Origin of the sequence: Rhodococcus sp. 14-2470-1b (genome assembly GCF_002259415.1) — a bacterium.
In the GTDB taxonomy this organism is placed as follows: domain Bacteria; phylum Actinomycetota; class Actinomycetes; order Mycobacteriales; family Mycobacteriaceae; genus Rhodococcoides.
The window spans coordinates 197,592-212,373 of record NZ_NPFY01000035.1 but is presented as its reverse complement, the minus strand read 5'-3'; the positions used below and the strand labels follow the sequence as shown (position 1 = coordinate 212,373).

The window sequence follows — 14,782 nt, the reverse complement described above, 5'->3', positions numbered from 1 at the left end:
AAAGTTGGTGAACACTGCTGTTGTCGAAGATCCGTAACCGAGGTCGATGCCAGTCGACCGAGGGGCCATGAGCCAAGCGAACGAGAGCAGACCACGCGGCAGGAGGCGAACATTGTGACCCGTTACCTCGACCAACCCTTGCCGGATCGACCCGCGTCCGAACCGGAATCGGGTAAGGCGGCTACTGCGGACACGCCGCAAGCAACACCGGACTCTGCTCCACCGGTCGTCGGAAAGGGCTCGGCACCTGCCGTCCCGACGTCCGCGTCCCGACGCGTCCGCGCCCGCTTGGCCAGGCGCATCACGGCCGGCCGCAACGCCGCAGTCAAGCCTGTCCTCGAACCTTTGGTGAGTCTGCACCGCGAGCTGTATCCCAAAGCGGATCTCGCGTTGCTTCAGCGGGCGTACGACGTCGCCGACGAGCGCCACGCCACTCAGATGCGCAAATCCGGGGACCCGTACATCACGCACCCATTGGCGGTGGCGAACATTCTCGCCGAGCTGGGCATGGACACCACGACTCTGGTCGCGGCTCTCCTGCACGACACCGTCGAGGACACCGGGTACTCGCTGAAGCAGCTCACCGAGGAGTTCGGTGAGGAAGTAGCGCACCTCGTCGACGGGGTGACCAAGCTCGACAAGGTGGTTCTCGGCACCGCGGCCGAGGGCGAGACCATTCGCAAGATGATCATCGCCATGGCTCGCGATCCTCGCGTTCTGGTCATCAAGGTAGCCGACCGCCTGCACAACATGCGCACCATGCGCTTCCTGCCGCCCGAGAAGCAAGCGCGCAAAGCGAAGGAAACCCTCGAGGTCATCGCGCCGCTCGCACACCGTCTCGGCATGGCGACGGTCAAGTGGGAACTCGAAGATCTCGCATTCGCGATTCTTCACCCCAAGAAGTACGACGAGATCGTTCGACTCGTCGCCGATCGTGCACCCTCCCGCGACACGTACCTCGAGAAAGTGCGCGCCGAGATCAATGCGTCGCTGTCGGCGTCCCGCATCAGTGCGGCCGTCGAAGGACGCCCCAAGCACTATTGGTCGATCTATCAGAAGATGATCGTCAAGGGTCGCGACTTCGACGACATCCACGATCTGGTGGGCGTACGCATCCTGTGCGACGAGATCCGCGATTGTTACGCCGCCGTGGGCGTCGTGCACTCGCTGTGGCAGCCGATGGCAGGCCGGTTCAAGGACTACATCGCGCAGCCCCGGTACGGCGTCTACCAGTCGCTGCACACCACGGTCGTCGGCCCCGAAGGCAAGCCGCTCGAGGTGCAGATCCGCACGAGGGACATGCATCGCACGGCCGAATTCGGCATCGCCGCGCACTGGCGGTACAAGGAGACACGCGGCAAACACGGCAACGACAACGCCGAGGTCGACGACATGGCGTGGATGCGCCAGTTGCTCGACTGGCAGCGTGAGGCAGCGGATCCGGGCGAATTCCTGGAATCGTTGCGCTACGACCTGGCCGTCAAGGAAATCTTCGTCTTCACTCCGAAAGGTGACGTCGTCACGCTGCCTGCGGGTTCGTGTCCCGTCGACTTCGCGTATGCCGTGCACACCGAGGTGGGCCACCGTTGTATCGGAGCCCGTGTGAACGGTCGACTGGTGGCGCTCGAACGCACGCTCGAGAACGGCGAGGTCGTCGAGGTGTTCACCTCGAAAGCCGTCACCGCCGGTCCGAGCCGCGATTGGCAGGGCTTCGTCGTCTCGCCCCGCGCGAAGACGAAGATCCGCCAGTGGTTCGCCAAGGAACGTCGCGAGGAAGCGCTCGAAGCAGGCAAGGACGCCATCGCGAAGGAAGTGCGCCGCGGTGGACTACCGCTGCAACGGTTGATGAATGCCGAGTCGATGTCCACGATCGCGCACGAACTGCGTTACGTCGACGTCTCGGCGCTGTACACCGCGGTCGGCGAGAGTCACGTGTCCGCGCAGCACGTGGTGCAGCGGTTGGTTGCTCACCTCGGCGGCGTCGGCGACGTGGAAGAAGAACTGGCGGAGCGGTCGACACCGTCCACCATCCCGACTCGTCCGCGTCAGGTCGGTGACGCCGGTGTACTCGTGTCGGGCACCGAGGGGGTCGTCGCGAAGCTGGCCAAGTGCTGCACCCCGGTTCCCGGCGACGAAATCCTCGGGTTCGTCACCCGCGGGGGGTCGGTCAGTGTGCACCGAACCGACTGCACCAACGCGAAATCGCTGGGCGAGCAGTCGGAACGGTTCATCGACGTCGAATGGGCCCCGTCCGCGTCGTCGGTGTTTCTGGTCGCGATTCAGATCGAGGCACTGGACCGGCATCGCCTGCTTTCGGACGTCACCAAAGCACTCGCGGACGAGAAGGTCAACATTCTGTCCGCGTCGGTGGCTACGTCGGGGGACCGTGTGGCGATCAGCAAGTTCACGTTCGAGATGGGCGACCCGAAGCACCTGGGCCACGTCCTGAACGTCGTGCGCAACGTCGAAGGGGTGTACGACGTCTATCGCCTGACGTCCGCTGCCTGACCACCCTACGTGAGTGGAAATGTAGGTCGGGACCTACATTTCCACTCACGGTCACTGAGCGGCGACGACCGACTGAACGGTGACCTCGGCGTTGGGTGGTCCGTCGTTGCCGGGTGTGGAGACTCCGGCCTCTGCCACCGCGTCGAGCGTCGCCAGCCCGGCCTCGTCGATCGTTCCGAACACGGTGTACTGCGGCGGAAGGACGGAATCCTCGTACACCAGGAAGAACTGGCTTCCATTGGTGTCGGGTCCGGCGTTCGCCATGGCGACGGTCCCGCGGGGGTAGACGACGGGGCTCGACAGTGCCGGGTCGCCGGCCGGGAACGCCGTCGTGGGGTACTCGTTGGCGAACTCGTAACCGGGACCACGGTTTCCCTGTCCGGAAGGATCACCGCACTGCAGGACCTGCAGGCCCTCGGTGGTGGTCAGCCGGTGACAGACGGTGTCGTCGAAGTAGCCCTGCGTGGCAAGCGACGTGAAACTGTTGACGGTGCAGGGAGCTTCGGCGCGGTCGAGCGACAGGCCGACGGGGCCCTGGCTCGTCGTCACGGCAACGTCGACGAGTCCGACGGTGGACACCCCGTACTGCTGCGGCGCGGTGTTCTCGCGAATCGCAGGCGTCGCTTCCGGGTACTCGCAGGTGGTGGTCGACACTTCCTGCGCAGGAACCGGGGGGAGGACCCCGAACAGGCTGAGATCCAGCGGCGGCTGAGTGGTCGGGGCCGCGGCACTCGTAGTCGCCGTCGGTGACTCGGTCGTCGCCGCAGTCTCGGAGTTGTCCGACGAACAGCCTGCCGCGAGGAGAACGGCCGCGCCCGACACGGCGAGCACCGCTAGCGTGCGCTTCACAGGTCACTCACGAGACTGGTGATGTCCACCGGAAGCGCAGGCTTGCCGTCTGCAGCGCCACCTTCGACGCCTGCCGCCGCGACCTTGTCCAGTGTCTGCAGACCGGTCTCGTCGATGGTGCCGAACACCGTGTACGCGGGCGGCAGCGTGGAGTCGCCGTAGACGAGGAAGAACTGGCTGCCGTTGGTGCCGGGGCCCGCGTTGGCCATCGCGATCGTTCCGCGCGGGTAACTGATCGGCTGCTCGGCGGCCGGGTCGCCTTCTGCGTATTGATCGGCCGGGAACTCGTCGGCGAACTGGTAGCCAGGCCCGCCCATGCCGGTGCCCGCGGGATCGCCGCACTGCAGAACCTGCAGACCCGCGCCCGTGGTGAGGCGGTGGCATTGCGTGCCGTCGAAGTAGCCCTGGTTGGCGAGCGAGACGAAACTGTTCACAGTGCACGGCGACTGCGGATTGTTCAGCGTCAGGCCGATGTTGCCCTGGGTCGTCTCCATGCTGTAACTGAGTGCTTCGTCACTCGTCGGCACGCCATCGGTGCGCGGCGGAGTGTTTTCCTTCGCAGCGGGCTGCGCGGCCGCGGGGTAGCTGCAGTCGACGGTCTCGGGCAGTGCCTCGGCCCGACCGTCGGCGATCAGTGTGTCGCCGTTGGGCGTCGACGACGCCGTCGTCTCGGGTTCGTCTCCGCCGCGAGTGAGGGCGAACACGACGGCAACCGCGCCGACCACGACCACCACACCCAGCACCGATCCGGCGATGGTCAGCTGTTTACGCTTCTTCGCTCGTTCGGCTCGGCGTTCGAGTTGTCGCTCGAGCTTCCTCTTCGCTGCCTCGCGCCGCTGCTCGTTGCTGGGCAATTGCGTGTCCTCCCGCTTGTGTCGTCCACCGGCTCGGCCTACGTGTCTTCCTGCCGGTCGGCGAGCCGAAACCGACCGTGAGTGAGTGTGCCATCACTACCTGAGAAGTTCCCGACCGGCATGGCGGCGTCGCACGGTCGGCCGACTGCACACACGCAGGTGAACACGGTCCAACTAGGGTGGAACGGACCTTGGCGTACGACAACTAGGAGCGGCAGCTGTGCTCGTCACCGGATTCCCGGCGGGAATGTTTCAGACGAACTGTTACGTGCTCGCGCAGGAGGGCTCGTCGGACTGTGTCGTGGTCGACCCGGGACAGGATGCGACGGAACCGCTTCTGCGGTTCCTGAGCGAATCCAGCCTGACTCCCCAGGCGGTGTTACTGACGCACGGTCACCTGGACCACACGTGGTCTGTGGAACCGGTGTGCGAGAAGTTCGGTATACCCGCTTACATCCACGACGAGGACAGATTCATGCTGTCCGATCCACTGCGCGGCACCGGACCGACCCTCGCCGCCCTGCTCGGCGACGCGGAGTTCCACGAGCCCGAACGTGTGGTCGACCTGAGCGGCGAGACCTCGCTCGAACTGGCCGGAATCCATTTCGGTGTGCTTCACACTCCCGGCCACACGCAGGGGTCGGTCGTGTTCTCCATCGACGTCGAGACACCGGACGGCACACTGGCGATCGCGTTGACCGGCGACACGCTGTTCGCAGGGTCCATCGGGAGAACCGACCTTCCCGGTGGAGACCACGAACAGTTGCTTCGCTCGATCGCGACGACGCTGCTGCCGCTCGACGACGCCACCGTGGTGTTGCCGGGACACGGCGGGCAGAGCACCATCGGCCAGGAACGCGCCTCCAATCCCTTTCTCGTTGGACTCGCAGGCCCCGAACAAGGAAAACTGTGACCGTGAGCAAGCCGAGTACCTTTTCTGCGCCCAAGGGCATTCCCGACTACGTCCCCCCGAACTCCTCGGAGTTCGTCGCCGTCCGTGAGGGGTTGCTGACCGCGGCTCGCAACGCTGGGTACGGGCACATCGAACTGCCCATTTTCGAGGACACCGGGCTGTTCGCCCGCGGTGTCGGCGAGTCGACGGACGTCGTGAGCAAGGAGATGTACACCTTCGCCGATCGGGGCGACAGATCCGTCACCCTGCGCCCGGAGGGCACGGCAGGCGTCATGCGCGCCGTCATCGAACACGGCCTCGACCGGGGAGCTCTCCCTGTGAAACTCGCGTACGCGGGACCGTTCTTCCGCTACGAACGCCCGCAGGCGGGACGCTATCGGCAGCTGCAGCAAGTCGGAGTCGAAGCCATCGGAATGGATGATCCCGCGCTCGACGCCGAGGTCGTCGCTGTGGCGGACAACGGATTTCGGTCACTCGGTCTGACGGACTTCAGGTTGGAGATCACGTCGCTGGGGGACGACACGTGCCGCCCGCAGTATCGAGAATTGTTGCAGGAGTTCCTCTTCGGCCTTCCGCTCGACGAGGCCACCCGCACGCGCGCACGCATCAACCCGCTTCGAGTCCTCGACGACAAACGGCCGGAGGTGCGCGAGATGACAGCGGACGCCCCGCTGATGCTCGACCACCTGTCCGACACCGCACGGGCGCACTTCGACGAGGTGCTCGCACACCTCGACGCGTTGAAGGTTCCGTACGTCGTGAACCCACGGATGGTCCGCGGACTCGACTACTACACGAAGACGACGTTCGAGTTCGTGCACGACGGACTGGGCGCGCAATCCGGAATCGGCGGCGGTGGCCGATACGACGGGCTGATGGCGCAACTGGGCGGCCAGGAACTGTCCGGCATCGGATTCGGGCTCGGGGTCGACCGAACCATGCTGGCGCTCGCAGCCGAAGGAAAGTCGGCCGGATCTCCCGCGCGCTGCGACGTGTTCGGCGTACCGCTGGGAGCCGACGCGAAAGCGCGCATCGTGGCGATCGCAGGCGAACTGCGGGGCAAGGGAGTCAGCGTCGATCTCGCCTACGGCAACCGTGGAGTCAAGGGCGCGATGAAAGCCGCCGACCGTTCCGGCGCACAGTTCGCCCTGGTCCTCGGCGACAAGGAACTGGCCGACGGCAACGTCGTCGTCAAGGAACTGGCGACGGGAGAGCAGCACGACGTGGCGTTGTCCGAGATCGTGTCGCACCTGGAGGCTCGACTTGGCCGGTGACGAGCTCGTCGACCTGGATCTGATACCTACCGAGCTGATCGTTCCGCGGCTCAGGAAGGTAGCGATCGGTTCGCTGGTGGTCGGCATCCTCGTCGCCGTGATCAGCTCGTTCTTTCTGCCCACCGCCGTTGCAGTCGTCCTCGGCGTCGTCGTCGGGTTACCGGCCGCGGCGTCGGCGTGGGTGGGCATCCGACGTCGAACATGGCTCGACGGCAACATCGTTCACGCCCGCGGTGGACTGCGCACACGCGCTCTGTCGGTGCCCGACTTGGTGTCGGCGGAGCTGCAGGTCAGAACGGCGAGGATAGATCAGATTTCTCTGCGGTTGTACGACGGCAACGTGAAACTGACTCTCGCGTTGGCGCTGTACACGAACGGCGGGGGCCGTGAGCTCCCCATTCTGTCGCTCCGCAAGCTCGCCGACGCATTGTGGACGAGCGAACTGGTGCCGGCTGCAGCGATTGCCTCGCTCCTAGTCGACCAGTTGAAAGCCGAGGCCCGCGACGCTGGGCTGGGGGAGCGGCCGCTCTATCGAGCGGCGGAGCTCGTCAAGGCGGCGGGCAGAACCCCTCTCGCCACACTGACCGACCGCGAGGTCGCCGAGTTGGGCAACTAGCGGCTACGTGACCAGGAAAGCATCGAGGACGATCGATTCTGCGGAGCGAGTGCCCGAGGTGACGACCAGGGCGCGGTTCAGATAGGTGAATTGCGGTACCGCGGTGGAAATTTCGAGGGTGCCGCGGAAGTAGTACGTGGCGGGGTCGACCTCTTCGGTTCCGGCGAGCGACTCGACGACTTCAGCAGGGCCGAACTGAAATCCGCGGAATGACAGAGCGAGATGCCCGCCCTCGGCGAGTTCGAGGACGATGTCGGCAGTGAACTCGGTGCGGCCGTCGACACGCGTCACCCCGGCGAGGGACGTCGAAACAGCAACCGTGCCTTCGATGTCCGGTCCTGGAGCGGCGCCGCCGAGGATGGGCGTCACCACTCGTTCTCCGTCGGGTACCGTGCCGACGTCGATGGCGCTACCCAGGCTGAGTCCGAGGCGGAGAATCGGTTCGAGTGTCGGGGCGATAGGTGCGGTCACAGCTCTACCGTAGCGGCAGGGCCGACAGGTGTAGCAGCGGCTGACGTGAGCCGGGTGTCGCCTTGACACCGATATAGAACACATGTTCGACTGTGTGCATGCGATGGGCGGGACAGACACTCGACGCCGCGGACGACGGCGCACTGCCGGGGCTCGAACGCGCCGGTCTGGTTCGCAGCGTACAGACCCCCGAGTTCGAGGGCATCACGTTTCACGAGGTGCTGTGCAAGAGCGCGCTCAACAAGATCGATGGTGATTCGCTGCCGTTCTCGTGGACGGTCAATCCTGCGCGGGGGTGTTCGCACGCATGCACGTACTGTTTCGCCAGGCCCACCCACGAGTATCTCGACCTCGATGCGGGTAGCGACTTCGATTCGCAGATCGTCGTGAAGACGAACATCGCTGCAGTGCTGCGTAAGGAGCTCGCCCGTAAGTCCTGGAAGAGGGAACCGGTTGCGTTGGGCACCAACACCGATCCTTATCAGCGTGCCGAGGGGCGCTATCGCCTGATGCCGGGAATCATCGGCGCGCTTGCGGAATCCGGCACGCCGTTCTCGATTCTGACCAAGGGAACGCTCCTGCGCCGGGATCTGCCTCTGCTCGCCCTTGCCTCCCGTCAGGTGGACGTGCACATCAACATCAGTCTCGCTATCCACGACGCCGGTTTGCAGAAGCAGATCGAGCCGGGTACGCCGAGCCCCAAGGCTCGTCTCGACCTGATCCGAGCAGTCCGCGACGTCGGGTTGCCGTGCGGCGTTCTGGTGGCGCCGGTGATTCCGTTCCTCACCGACGGGGCGCGGCAGCTCGAATCTCTGATTCAAGCGCTCGCCGATGCGGGAGCAACCTCGGTGTCCGCGATGCCGATGCACCTGAGGTCGTCGACGAAGGACTGGTTCATGTCCTGGTTGGCGGAACAGCATCCCGCGTTGGTTCGTCGCTACCGGCAGCTGTACGGTCACGGCGCTTACGTGACGCCCGAGTACAAGACGTGGCTGCGAGGACGGATCGATCCCATGCTGGAGCGCCACGGGTTCGACGTCGGCGACGAGCGTTCCATGCCCAAGAACTTTCCCGCTGAATCGAGTTCATCCACGTCGAAAGCGAGCGATCCCGCCCTCACCCTCTTCTGAGATCGCGCCGTTCGTGGGTCAGCGGGTCAGTGCAGATGGAGTGTTCAGATCGCGAGCCGCGAATGTGTCGCAGGCGCTTACCTGCCCGGTCCTGTAACCAGCCACGAACCACGCCTGGCGTTGGTCCGAGGAACCATGAGTCCAGCCCTCCGGGTTCACTCGACCACTCGATGCTTGCTGGATCCGATCGTCACCCACCGACGACGCCGCCGAGAGTGCGTCGCGAATGTCGTTGTCCGTCAGCGGTTCGAGGAAGGGTTCACCGGTGTTCGGGTCGGGGATGAGGGCGGCGTGGTGCGCCCAGATGCCGGCGTAGCAGTCGGCCTGCAGCTCCACCCGCACCGCACCGGATTCGGCGCCCTGCGGATCGGCTTGTGCTCGTCCGATGTCGCCCAACTGATTCTGGATGTGATGGCCGACCTCGTGGGCGACGACGTATTCCTGCGCCAGCGGACCGCCGCTGGATCCGAACCGATCGACGAGGACCTGGAAGAAACTCGTGTCGAAGTATGCTGACGAATCTGCGGGGCAGTAGAACGGCCCGACCGCACTGGTCGCGTTGCCGCAGCCGGTGTTGATCGAGCCACTGAACAGCTGAACTGCGGGCTCGACGTACGCCACACCAGTTTGGGCGCCGAGCTCGGACTGCCAGACATCGTCGAGGCTCCCGACCGTTCCCACGATGCGGCAATCGACGTCCCTGTTGGCGTCGGCTCCTGTCTGGCACTTGTCGAGCACGCCGTCGGTCCCGGCGGATTGCGACGAACTGTCCGTTCCGTCGGTCAACTGCCCCAGGATCGATCCCGGGTCTCCGCCGAACAGCAGCGCCAGCACCAGAATCACCAGGCCGCCCGCACCTCCTCCGAGCGCGATCTTGCCGCCTCGTCCACCGCCACCGGAGGACACACGCTTCGAGTCGAGTCGAGCGCCTTCTCTGAACGTCATGCCTCGTCATCCTTCCAGGAAGAACGTCCCCCCGGGCGAGTTGCGCGGCCCGATCCGACGTTTGTCGATCAGCAGCTTCCCATGCCTAGGCGGTATCGCGTTTCCTGTCCGGGGGTCGCCTCCGTAGGATTGGTGACCGACGAACACGCTTTGTTCCATTTTTGTGAAAGGACACCAGTGCTGCGCACCCACCTCGCCGGCTCACTTCGATCCGAGCACGTCGACCGAACAGTCACCCTGACGGGTTGGGTTGCGCGTCGCCGCGATCATGGCGGTGTCATCTTCATCGACCTGCGTGACGCGTCGGGCGTCGCCCAGGTCGTGTTCCGCGAGGGCGACGTGGCCGAGAAGGCGCATCGTCTGCGCGCCGAGTACGTCGTGAAGGTCACCGGCAAGGTCGAGGGTCGCCCCGAAGGCAACCAGAACTACGAAATCCCCACCGGTGCGGTCGAGGTCGATGCCACCGACATCGAGGTTCTGTCGGAAAGCGCGCCGCTTCCTTTCCAGCTCGACGATCAGCCGGGTGAGGAAGCGAGGCTGAAGTACCGCTACTTGGACCTGCGTCGGGAAGGCCCCGGTCATGCGATCCGGCTGCGATCGCAGGTCAATGCGGCGGCGCGTGGTGTCCTGGCGCATCACGAGTTCGTCGAGGTGGAAACACCGACGCTGACGCGGTCGACGCCAGAAGGTGCCCGCGACTTCCTGGTCCCTGCGCGTCTGCAGCCCGGCAGTTTCTACGCGTTGCCGCAGAGCCCCCAGCTGTTCAAGCAGCTGCTGATGGTCGGCGGTATCGAGCGGTACTACCAGATCGCGCGCTGCTACCGCGACGAGGACTTCCGCGCCGACCGTCAGCCGGAGTTCACTCAGCTCGACGTCGAGATGAGCTTCGTGACCCAGGACGATGTCATTCTGCTTGCCGAGGAGATCCTCGCCGCGCTGTGGAAGCTCGTCGGACATGACATCACGTCGCCCATTGCGCGCATCACCTATGCCGACGCGATGCGTCGCTACGGGTCCGACAAACCCGACCTGCGGTTCGACATCGAACTTGTCGAATGCACGGACTTCTTCTCCGCCACGGAGTTCCGCGTGTTCCAGGCGCCGTACGTCGGTGCCGTCGTCATGCCGGGCGGGGCGTCGCAGCCACGCAAGCAGTTGGACAAGTGGCAGGAGTTCGCGAAGCAGCGTGGACACAAGGGTCTGGCCTACGTTCTGGTCGCCGAAGACGGAACGCTGGGTGGGCCCGTCGCGAAGAACCTCACGGATGCCGAGCGGGACGGAATCGCTGCCCATGTGGGCGCGAAGCCCGGTGACGCGATCTTCTTCTCCGCCGGTGCCGTCAAGTCTTCGCGAGCTCTCCTCGGCGCTGTACGAGGCGAGATCGCTCGCAAGCTCGACCTCATCGACCCGAAAGCATGGGCGTTCGTGTGGGTGGTCGACGCACCGCTCTTCGAGCCGACGTCCGACGCCACCGCGAGCGGCGACGTCGCGGTCGGCTCGGGTGCCTGGACCGCGGTCCACCATGCGTTCACATCCCCGAAGCCGGAATCGATCGATTCCTTCGACACCGATCCGGGTTCGGCACTGGCGTACGCGTACGACATCGTGTGCAACGGAAACGAGATCGGCGGCGGAAGCATTCGTATCCACCGCAAGGACATTCAGGAGCGAGTGTTCGCGATCATGGGCATCGGCCACGAAGAAGCGCAGGAGAAGTTCGGCTTCCTGCTCGACGCGTTCAGCTACGGCGCGCCTCCGCACGGCGGAATCGCGTTCGGGTGGGACCGCATCACCGCGCTCCTGGCAGGCGTCGACTCGATTCGCGAGGTCATCGCCTTCCCGAAGTCCGGCGGTGGCGTGGACCCGTTGACGGATGCCCCGGCACCGATCACCCCGTTGCAGCGCAAGGAATCCGGCATCGATGCCAAGCCGGAAAAGGTCGCACAGGAGAAGAAGGACGACACTGCGGACGCGCCTTCCGCGGAATAGAAGCCCAGCGCAGCAGAAACCCCTGCAGCCGCCGGAGCTGCGGGGGTTCTTTTGTTCGAAGGCCTACGCCGGCGAGACAGCTCCCGCGGACAGAACGCGGTACGCGTAGGTCACCGCGATCACGCTCGCGGGAATGGTGAACAGAAGTCCCAGCCCACAGGGTACTGCTCCGACGATGTTGATTCCGGCCACCGCCAGGTACAGCAGGACGAGCTTGCCCGGGCTGACACCGAGCAACCTGATGTTGGCGGTCAACGCGATCACCGCCGATGCGCCACGGTCGATGATGAAATGCGGACCGAACCAGATCAGAATACCGAGTAGCAGACTGATCGACAGGGATGCCAGGGTGGGCAGCGACGGGGCCACTGCGCTGATCAACGAGACTACGACTCCGAACAGGGTCAGCTGCACCAGGTTGGGCAGACGCCAGAACTCGCCGAAGCCGGGCTTCGCACCGTCCAATTCCAGCAGCGCACCCCGGATGAGCAGGGCTCCCGCATAGAACCCGATGAGGCCGGCCACGAAGGTGACCACGATCAGGGCGAACGACAACTCACCGTCGCCGGCCGCAGCGAACATGGTGTCCTCGAACTCGGTCGAGCTCGAGATACCGGCGATGATGACGGCGAAGAACACGACATATCCCAAGACGGTCACCGCCGCGAAGAGCCCCATGACGCCGAGCCACACACCGATGTTGGCGCCGAACTTCTTCCAGCCGTAGCTCAGAGCCGCACCGACACTCAGTGACGTCGGTGGCGTGTAGTGCTGTTGTGGATACTGCTGGTGCGAGTACGGCTGTGGAAACGGGGGGCCACCCCAGGGCTGCGCCGACGGGTACGAGGGATACCCACCGCCGGACGGTCCGTAGCCAGGCTGTTGGCCGTACGCGGGTGGCGGCCCGGAACCCGGTTGCGACTGGTAGTACTCAGGCTGTCCTGGGTACTGGGGCTGTCCTGGGTACTGGGGCTGTCCTGGGTACTGGGGCTGTCCTGGGTACGTGGGCTGGCCTTGATACGGGGGCGGTGTCGGATGTACGGGCTGCTGAGGGTAGCCGCCGATGCCTTGCTGCCGGGCGTCGTACGGTTGCTGGGTGTACTCCTCTTGCGGGTTCTGACCCTGCGGTGCGCCCTGCTCTGGATCCGGTCCGCCGCCCCCGGTGTTGCTCGTACCGCCGCCGTCGTGGTCGTTCAACATCTCCCTCTCGCCGGAATCTACTTGTCTGTCGTCGCCTGGACCGGCCCGTTCTCGGACGGTGGACCCAGGCAACGACAGAACAATACGGCGAGTGACCGACGATTTCGATACCGAGCAGTCTGATGCTCGGTACAGCGCCGGGATCTAGACCGCAGCCGTGCGGGACACGATGCGATACGCGTAGGTCGACGCGATGGCCGAGATCGGAATGGTCACGAGCAACCCGAGGAAGCAGGGGATGGCTCCGAGGATGTTGATTCCGATGATTGCGAGGGCCAGGAGGAACAGTTGTCCTGCGTTCGAGGAGATCGCTCGGAAACTGGACTTGATGGCGGTGACGGCGTCCTCGTTGCGGTCGATGACGAATTGCAGTGTCCACCATGACAGGAAGGTGAGGACGAGTCCCGGGATGACAAGCAGGACGAATCCGACCAGAACCATGATGGCGACGAGAACACTGGCGATGATGATCGAGGCGACGTTGGCGAACTGGAAGAAGGACCCGATGGCGGGCTTGTTGCCATCGACCTCGTGCAGTGCGCCTCGGATGAACGCCGCATTGATGATGTACCCCACGATCGCGGAGACGACGGTACCGATGATCGACCAGATTCCGAACAAGGCGGACACGTCACCCGAACTCCCCGAGCGACCGAAAACGAGGTTCAGGATCACCTGAATGACTGCGGCGATGACGACGATGCCGATCCAGACGCCAGCATTGTCCTTGAACTTGTTCCAACCGAACGAGAGTGCGTCACCGACGTTCAGCGTCGGCGGCAGGCCGGCGCCGTGTCCGCCGTAACCCTGTCCGCCGAAACCCGGGGGCGGTGGGTAGTTGCCGGGCGGCGGTGGGTAGTTGCCGGGCGGCGGGGGATAGCTGCCCGGAGGTGGCGGGTAGTTTCCGGGCGGTGGTGGGTAGCCGCCGGACGGTGGCGGGTAGTTGCCGGGCGGCGGGGGATAGCTGCCCGGAGGTGGCGGGTAGTTGCCGGGTGGTGTTTTGCCCGGGTCTCCGGACTGCTCGGGATTCGTGTCCTTGCCGTCCTGGGGTCCGTTCGGTGGGTTCTCGCTCACAATTCTCCTCATCGGTGGTTGATCGATTGTGCCGCACCGATCCGCGTCCGCGGACCGAACCTGCAGGTGAATCGAAGGGTGAAACGCAGCGAGCGGGCCCGCCGATGTGTAGGCGGGCCCGCTCGCTGATCGTTCAGCAGGTCATCACCTGGCGGTGATGACCTGGGTTCCGCCGGCGATCTCGTCGTGCTTGCCCTGCTTCGTGGGGCTGGAGTTGATGGTCACCGCGATGACGATCCATGCGATGAACACCAGCACGCTGCCGATCAGGAACGGAATGACGCTGAGGAGTACGAAGGCGTTGCGTCGCGCCGCTTCCGCCTGAGTGGGGTTGCCGCCTGCGGCACCGACGGTGCGTAGGCCGAGCAACTGCTTGCCCAGCGTCTGACCGCGGGACGATTCGAGGTAGACGAAGTATCCGAACGTGGCGGCGGCCGAGAGAACGCCGTAGACGAACGTTCCGACGAAACCGGAGGGCAGGAACAGCCCGATGATCAGGACTGGGATCGCGACGATGATGCCGTCGATGAGACGTGCGCCGAAACGTAATCCGAGGCTTCCGGGTTGTCCGCCTCCGGGCAGCTGCGAACCGGACCCGTATGCGGCGTTACCGCCGACCGGCGGCGGCGGGTAGTTGCCCGGAGGTGGTGGGTAGTTGCCGGGGGGAGGGTAGTTACCGGGAGGCGGGTATCCGCCGGCGTTTCCGGGAGGCGGGTACCCACCGGCGGGGTTCTGGGGATACTGAGGCTGATTCGGATCCGAACCGTACTGCGGTCCGTTAGGCGGGTTCTCGCTCACTGATGTTCCCCTCGACTGACGTGATGTTGAGTCGTTGACAAATGTCTGGATTTCGACGCTGAGCGAACCGCACCCGGGGGTGCGTGTCAAGCACTACGCGCTCACCGCGCATTTCGTTCCGTGGCCGTTTCTCCACCGAGCGGGCACAGCTGGGGACCTCT

13 protein-coding genes are annotated in these 14,782 nt (G+C 64.9%); 6 read left to right on the top strand and 7 right to left on the bottom strand.

Annotation, left to right across the window (positions count from 1 at the left end; translation table 11 throughout):
* Window positions 1-114: 114 nt before the first annotated feature.
* Window positions 115-2,508 carry a bifunctional (p)ppGpp synthetase/guanosine-3',5'-bis(diphosphate) 3'-pyrophosphohydrolase gene (locus tag CH293_RS24150; RefSeq protein ID WP_037113108.1) on the top strand — a complete coding sequence of 798 codons (2,394 nt, stop codon included), beginning with the start codon at window positions 115-117 and terminating at the stop codon, window positions 2,506-2,508.
* Window positions 2,509-2,559: 51 nt separating this feature from the next.
* On the opposite strand, the gene CH293_RS24145 is transcribed toward CH293_RS24150, so the two are convergent.
* Complete coding sequence (locus CH293_RS24145) at window positions 2,560-3,357, bottom strand: peptidylprolyl isomerase (RefSeq protein WP_255122969.1); 798 nt, start codon at window positions 3,355-3,357, stop codon at window positions 2,560-2,562.
* A complete protein-coding gene (locus CH293_RS24140; RefSeq protein WP_037113111.1) occupies window positions 3,354-4,211 on the bottom strand; it encodes a peptidylprolyl isomerase in 858 nt (285 codons plus the stop codon). Before CH293_RS24140 ends, CH293_RS24145 begins: the two co-directional genes overlap by 4 nt.
* Before the next feature lie 220 nt (window positions 4,212-4,431).
* Between CH293_RS24140 and CH293_RS24135 the strand changes: the two genes are divergently transcribed.
* From CH293_RS24135 to CH293_RS24125, 3 genes are read left to right on the top strand one after another with little or no spacing between them, the layout of a single operon-like run.
* On the top strand, window positions 4,432-5,124 hold the full coding sequence (locus CH293_RS24135) for an MBL fold metallo-hydrolase (protein ID WP_037113112.1): 693 nt from the start codon (window positions 4,432-4,434) through the stop codon (window positions 5,122-5,124).
* Between the two features lie 2 nt (window positions 5,125-5,126).
* The gene (hisS, locus tag CH293_RS24130) at window positions 5,127-6,398 is read left to right on the top strand and encodes a histidine--tRNA ligase (protein ID WP_094721742.1); all 1,272 of its coding nucleotides are present in this window, start codon (window positions 5,127-5,129) and stop codon (window positions 6,396-6,398) included.
* On the top strand, window positions 6,388-7,014 hold the full coding sequence (locus tag CH293_RS24125; protein WP_094721703.1) for a hypothetical protein: 627 nt from the start codon (window positions 6,388-6,390) through the stop codon (window positions 7,012-7,014). The genes hisS and CH293_RS24125 overlap by 11 nt, the downstream gene beginning before the upstream one ends.
* A gap of 3 nt (window positions 7,015-7,017) precedes the next feature.
* On the opposite strand, the gene CH293_RS24120 is transcribed toward CH293_RS24125, so the two are convergent.
* Window positions 7,018-7,485, bottom strand: a complete 468-nt coding sequence (locus CH293_RS24120) for a DUF3237 family protein (protein WP_037113116.1) — start codon at window positions 7,483-7,485, stop codon at window positions 7,018-7,020.
* A 98-nt stretch (window positions 7,486-7,583) separates the two neighbouring features.
* Here CH293_RS24120 and CH293_RS24115 point away from each other — a divergent pair, with 98 nt between their 5' ends.
* Entirely contained in the window at window positions 7,584-8,615 is a 1,032-nt protein-coding gene (locus CH293_RS24115) for an Rv2578c family radical SAM protein (protein ID WP_037113119.1), read from the top strand.
* An 18-nt stretch (window positions 8,616-8,633) separates the two neighbouring features.
* On the opposite strand, the gene CH293_RS24110 is transcribed toward CH293_RS24115, so the two are convergent.
* Window positions 8,634-9,560: a neutral zinc metallopeptidase gene (locus CH293_RS24110; RefSeq protein WP_094721702.1), complete on the bottom strand. Its 927-nt coding sequence runs from the start codon at window positions 9,558-9,560 to the stop codon at window positions 8,634-8,636.
* A gap of 177 nt (window positions 9,561-9,737) precedes the next feature.
* Here CH293_RS24110 and aspS point away from each other — a divergent pair, with 177 nt between their 5' ends.
* On the top strand, window positions 9,738-11,549 hold the full coding sequence (gene aspS, locus CH293_RS24105; RefSeq protein WP_037113122.1) for an aspartate--tRNA ligase: 1,812 nt from the start codon (window positions 9,738-9,740) through the stop codon (window positions 11,547-11,549).
* Between the two features lie 63 nt (window positions 11,550-11,612).
* Here aspS and CH293_RS27980 read toward each other — a convergent pair whose 3' ends face one another.
* The 3 genes from CH293_RS27980 to CH293_RS24085 all read right to left on the bottom strand — a co-directional run bounded on the left by CH293_RS27980 (window position 11,613) and on the right by CH293_RS24085 (window position 14,621).
* Window positions 11,613-12,749 (bottom strand): hypothetical protein, encoded by a 1,137-nt coding sequence (locus CH293_RS27980; protein WP_141217215.1) that lies wholly within the window; start codon window positions 12,747-12,749, stop codon window positions 11,613-11,615.
* Window positions 12,750-12,893: 144 nt separating this feature from the next.
* Window positions 12,894-13,823: a hypothetical protein gene (locus CH293_RS24090; protein WP_094721699.1), complete on the bottom strand. Its 930-nt coding sequence runs from the start codon at window positions 13,821-13,823 to the stop codon at window positions 12,894-12,896.
* Between the two features lie 144 nt (window positions 13,824-13,967).
* Entirely contained in the window at window positions 13,968-14,621 is a 654-nt protein-coding gene (locus CH293_RS24085) for an RDD family protein (RefSeq protein WP_249300158.1), read from the bottom strand.
* Window positions 14,622-14,782 lie beyond the last annotated feature (161 nt).